Consider the following 779-nt stretch of genomic DNA (forward strand, 5'->3'; position numbering starts at 1 on the left):
CGAAATCGGTGCTGATCTTCCTGGGTATCCCGCTGCTGGCGGGCTATCTGACCCGCCGCTTCGGCGAACGCGCCAAGGGCCGCGACTGGTATGAATCCACGCTGCTGCCGCGGATCGGGCCGTGGGCGCTGTACGGGTTGCTGTTCACCATCGTGATCCTGTTCGCCCTGCAAGGGGAGCAGATCACCTCCCAGCCCTTGGATGTCGTGCGGATCGCGATCCCGCTGCTGGCCTACTTCGCGCTCATGTGGGGCGGGGGCTACCTGCTCGGCGCGGTCATGCGTCTGGGCTATGCCCGCACCACCACCCTGGCGTTCACCGCCGCGGGCAACAACTTCGAACTCGCCATCGCCGTCGCCATCGCCACCTACGGCGCCACCTCCGGCCAGGCCCTGGCCGGAGTGGTCGGCCCGCTCATCGAAGTGCCCGTCCTCGTCGGCCTGGTGTATGTGTCCCTGGCGCTGCGCGGCCGCTTCCGCGCCACCCCTGACACGCCCGCCGCTGCCGACGCGGCGCCGGAGGAGGTGCTGGAGCGGTGAGCGCGACGCCTGCGGTGCTGTTCGTGTGCGTGCGCAACAGCGGCAAGTCCCAGATGGCCGCCGGGTTGATGCGTCACGCCGCGGCAGGGCGCGTCGAGGCGTACTCCGCGGGCACCGACCCGGGGCAGAGTCTGAACGCGTTGTCGGTGCAGTCGCTGCTCGAAGTCGGCGTCGACATCAGCGGCGAAACCCCGAAACCGATCGATCCGCGGCTGCTGCGCGCCGTCGATCTGGTCGTCG

General features: G+C 69.7%; 2 protein-coding genes. Both read left to right on the top strand.

Annotation, left to right across the window (positions count from 1 at the left end; genetic code table 11):
* A partial coding sequence (locus HOV91_RS39205; RefSeq protein ID WP_369009334.1) for an arsenic resistance protein occupies positions 1-539 on the top strand: 539 nt, incomplete at its 5' end.
* Between the two features lie 53 nt (positions 540-592).
* Positions 593-779 (top strand): arsenate-mycothiol transferase ArsC (locus tag HOV91_RS39210; protein WP_369009331.1); only part of this gene is annotated, 187 nt, incomplete at its 3' end.

It is taken from the genome of Nocardia barduliensis, from assembly GCF_013315795.1.
GTDB classification, from domain to species: Bacteria; Actinomycetota; Actinomycetes; order Mycobacteriales; family Mycobacteriaceae; genus Nocardia; species Nocardia barduliensis.